The following is a 4093-nucleotide window of genomic DNA, read 5'->3' on the forward strand; positions in this document are numbered from 1 at the left end:
GAGGAGTCCTCGCAGCCCGACGAGGACGTCCGCATCTGCGTCTCGGCCCCGGTCGGCGACTGCGTCGTCGACCTCTGAGCAGCCCGACCATCCCTGATCACGCTCGATCCACGCTCCACCCAGCGAGAGGAAGCGACATGACCACCACCACCACTTCCACCACCACTTCCGAGGCCCCGGAGGCCCCCGAGGCCCCCGTCTCCACGATCGGCCACGGCCCCTACTCCCTGTCTCCCGAGCAGCTCGAGGAGTTCGGCGCGGAGCTGGACGCGATCCGCCAGCGTGTGATCGCCGACCTCGGCCAGGCCGACGCCGACTACATCCGCGGCATCGTCAAGGCCCAGCGCGCCTTCGAGGGCGCCGGCCGCGCGCTGTTCTACCTGCCCCCGGCCTGGCCGCTGGCCGTCGGCGCGCTGAGCGTCTCCAAGATCCTCGACAACATGGAGATCGGCCACAACGTCATGCACGGCCAGTACGACTGGATGGGTGACCCGGGCCTGAACTCGCGGATGTACGAGTGGGACACCGTCTGCCCCAGCGAGCAGTGGAAGTACTCCCACAACTACATCCACCACACCTACACCAACATCCTCGGCAAGGACCGTGACATCGGCTACGGCATCCTCCGCATGGACGAGGACCAGCCGTGGAAGCCCTACTACCTGGGCAACCCGCTCTACGCCCTGGGCCTGATGACGTTCTTCCAGTGGGGCGTGCTGCTGCACGACCTCGAGGTCGAGAACATCATGGCCGGCAAGCGCAGCTGGAAGGACACCAAGCACCTGCACCGCGGCATGATCCGCAAGGTCCGCAGCCAGACGCTGAAGGACTACCTGCTGTTCCCCGCGCTGACCGGGCCGCTCTTCCCGCTCACCCTGGCCGGCAACGCGACGGCCAACCTGATCCGCAACATCTGGACCTTCAACATCATCTTCTGCGGCCACTTCCCGGCCGGCGTGGAGAGCTTCTCGATCGAGGAGACCGAGGAGGAGACCCGCGGCGGGTGGTACTACCGCCAGCTGCTCGGATCGGCGAACATCACCGGCCGGAAGCTCTTCCACACGCTCACCGGCAACCTGTCGTTCCAGATCGAGCACCACCTCTTCCCCGACATCCCGGCCCGGCGCTACCCCGAGATCGCGCCGGAGATCGAGGCGCTGTGCGCGAAGTACGACCTGGACTACAACACCGGTCCGCTGCACAAGCAGCTCGGGTCCGTCGCGGCCAAGATCATCAAGTTCGCGGTGCCGCCGCGGCCGAGCCGGCAGCAGCTGGCCTCGGTGACGCCGCTGCGCTTCTTCACCCGCGGCGCCACGGCAGGCGACCAGTCTGCGGACGCCGGGGCGCGCCCCGTGGCCGTGTGTGAGGCTGTCGACCTGATGAGAGAGCACCTGTCGAGGGCCGAGATCGCCAAGGACGCGCTGCAGCACACCGTCGAGGCGGGCGCGGAGGCGGTGGCCTCGGTGTCCGGCATCGTGATCACCGCGGTGCGCGACGTCGCCCACACGGTCGGCGGCTTCGCCACGGAGGTGTTCGAGATCCGCGACGCGGCGCGTCGCGCGTCCGAGGAGAACCGGCTCGAGGACTGAGCGGCACCCCGCTCGGCCCGAGGCTCAGGCAGGGACGACCGGCACGCGCCAGGTCAGGGTGGCTCCCTGACCGGGCTCGGTGTCGACCTGCATGGTCCCGCCGTGGTTGCGGGCACGCTTGGCGAGGTTGCCCAGGCCGCTGCGACGGGTGCTGACGATGCCGACACCGTCGTCGGCGACGCTGAGCTCGAGCTGGCCGAGGTGCACCGTGGCCTTGATGATCACCTGACTGGCGTTGGCGTGGCGCACCACGTTGCTGAGCGCCTCGCGGACGCAGGCGGCCATGTCGTCGGCGAGCGGGCCGGTGACCGAGCGCAGCCCGGGGTCGAGCGCCAGGATCGGCGTGAAGCCCAGCAGCCGCTCCGCCTCGTCGCCGATGTCGGTGATCATGTCGGTCAGGGTCACCGACTCGTCCCCGGAGGACTTCAGGGTCAGGATCGTGTTGCGGATCTGCCGGATGGTCTCGTCGATGGCGAACATCGCGTCGGAGACCCGCTGCTGGGTGTCGCCCTCCAGCTGGTTGACGACCCCGTGGAGCGACAGCCCCGTCGCGAAGAGCCGCTGGACGACGTGGTCGTGCAGGTCGCGGGCGATGCGGTCGCGCTCCTCGACCAGCAGCAGCTTCTCCTGGACCTGGCGCGCCGACTCCAGCTCGAGGGCGACCGAGGCCTGCGCGGCGAACGCGGAGGCCAGGTCGAGCTCGCTGTGGGTGAAGGGCGGGTTGTCCTGGAAGCGTCCCAGCAGCAGCACCCCGGTCAGGCTCTCGGCGCCGATCAGCGGGATGACCAGGGCAGGGCCGAGGTCGGTGGTGTCGACGCCCTCGAAGACGACCCCGGCCTCCTGCGACAGGTCGCTGTAGACCAGCGCGTCTCCCCGCTCGAGGGTGCGCATCTCGGTGCTGTCGGGCAGGCTCACCACCCGGTTGCGCAGCGCCTCGATCCCGCCGAGCCCGCCGACGTGCTGCACGTGCATGTGGGTGCCCTGGATGAGCGCGACCACCGTGTAGTCGGCGCCGGCCAGGTCCATGGCCCGCTCCGAGACCTCCCGCAGCGGGTCGTCGATCTCGTCGCCGAGCAGCTGCTGGGTCAGGGTGGTGGCGGCCCGCATCCAGCGCCGGGCGTGGAGCACCTCGCGCAGCAGCAGGGCGTTGTCCATCGCCGAACCGAGCGCCCTCCCGAGCTCGCCGAGGAGCTCGTCGGCCTCGGGCTCGACGTGGCCGGCGCCGGGTCGGTTGGCCAGCACCACGATGCCGACGGTGCGCACGCCGGCGCGCAGCCGGACCGCGAGCAGCTCGCCGAAGGTGACCGGGGTCCGTCGTGCCGGGGCGTCACCACGGGAGCGTGAGGAGGGGAGGTCGACCGGCTCGAGGGACAGCCGGACCGTGCCCTCCTGGTCGAGCACCGCCGTCCGCGCCCGCAGTAGCGCGGGGTGGGAGGCGAGGATCTCGTCGAGCTCGGCAGGGAGGCCGCTGGAACCGAGCGCCGAGAAACCGCGCTCCTCGTCGAGGAGGGCGGCGAAGGCGTAGTCGGTCTCGCACAGCTCGCGCGCGGTGGCGGCGATCTCGCGGAGCACAGCAGTCGGTGCCCGGTCGCTGCGCAGGATGCGAGGCAGCCGCTGGAGGACGTGGTGGACCCGACGGTCGACGGCATGGACGGTCACACTGATGACGGCCCCCTCGCGTTTGCGGCCCCCTGTGCGCCTCCCGAGCGCAAGGGGTTCTCCCCAGTGTAGGAAGTCGGTCGTCCGAGCGCGAGTAAAACCTTGTCTTTAAACAATCAGTCTTGACTGTTTGTTTGACGGGCGGCACAGTGGCGCCCATGTCGACCACGGTGCGCGTGCCCCAGGAGCAGCGCACCCGGCTCATGCGCCAGCGGCTGCTCGAGGCCACGGTGGAGTGCCTGGTCGAGCACGGCTGGAGCGGTACGTCGACCACGCTCGTCTCCCAGCGGGCCGGCGTGAGCCGGGGGGCCCAGCTCCACCACTTCCCGACCAAGGACGACCTGGTGCTCGCCGCGGTCGAGCACCTGACCGCCGTACGCCACGAGGAGGTCCTGGACCGGACCGCTGACCTCCCCACCGGCGGCGGCCGCACCCGCGCGGTGCTCGGTGTGCTGGCCGAGCTGTTCACCGGCCCGCTGTTCGTCGCCGCGGCCGAGCTCTGGATGGCGGCCCGCACGGACCAGGGCCTGCGCGAAGCGGTGGCCGACCTCGAGACCCGCGTCGGCCGCGCCACGCACCGCTCCACCGTCGACGCGCTCGGCGTCGACGAGTCGCTGCCCGGCAACCGTGAGCTCGTGCAGGCCACGCTCGACCTCATGCGCGGCCTCGGCCTGGCCAACCTCGTCTCCGACGACGTCGCCCGCCGCGACCGCATCCTCGACCACTGGGCCGACACGCTCGAGTCGACCATCCGCCAGACCACCACCCGCCAGACCATCCGACGTGAGGGCCCCGCGTGACCGACCCCAAGACCCTGCCGATCCTCGCCGACCTCGCCGTCGAGG

The 4093-nt window shown here is 70.7% G+C and carries 3 protein-coding genes; 2 read left to right on the forward strand and 1 reads right to left on the reverse strand.

The window, feature by feature from the left end; translation table 11 throughout:
• The first annotated feature begins 137 nt into the window (after positions 1-137).
• Complete coding sequence (locus RMN98_RS10975) at positions 138-1589, forward strand: acyl-CoA desaturase (RefSeq protein ID WP_309648855.1); 1452 nt, start codon at positions 138-140, stop codon at positions 1587-1589.
• Between the two features lie 24 nt (positions 1590-1613).
• Here RMN98_RS10975 and RMN98_RS10980 read toward each other — a convergent pair whose 3' ends face one another.
• The gene (locus RMN98_RS10980; protein WP_309648856.1) at positions 1614-3248 is read right to left on the reverse strand and encodes a GAF domain-containing protein; all 1635 of its coding nucleotides are present in this window, start codon (positions 3246-3248) and stop codon (positions 1614-1616) included.
• A 158-nt stretch (positions 3249-3406) separates the two neighbouring features.
• Here RMN98_RS10980 and RMN98_RS10985 point away from each other — a divergent pair, with 158 nt between their 5' ends.
• A complete protein-coding gene (locus RMN98_RS10985) occupies positions 3407-4048 on the forward strand; it encodes a helix-turn-helix domain-containing protein (protein ID WP_309648857.1) in 642 nt (213 codons plus the stop codon).
• Positions 4049-4093: the final 45 nt, after the last annotated feature.

This window comes from Nocardioides sp. (genome assembly GCF_031397825.1).
Taxonomy (GTDB): domain Bacteria; phylum Actinomycetota; class Actinomycetes; order Propionibacteriales; family Nocardioidaceae; genus Nocardioides.

Bases quoted from the DNA above. Each gene is read 5' to 3' on its own strand.
- RMN98_RS10975 (WP_309648855.1), top strand. From the start codon at position 138: ATGACCACCACCACCACTTCCACCACCACTTCCGAGGCCCCGGAGGCC.
- RMN98_RS10985 (WP_309648857.1), top strand. From the start codon at position 3,407: ATGTCGACCACGGTGCGCGTGCCCCAGGAGCAGCGCACCCGGCTCATG.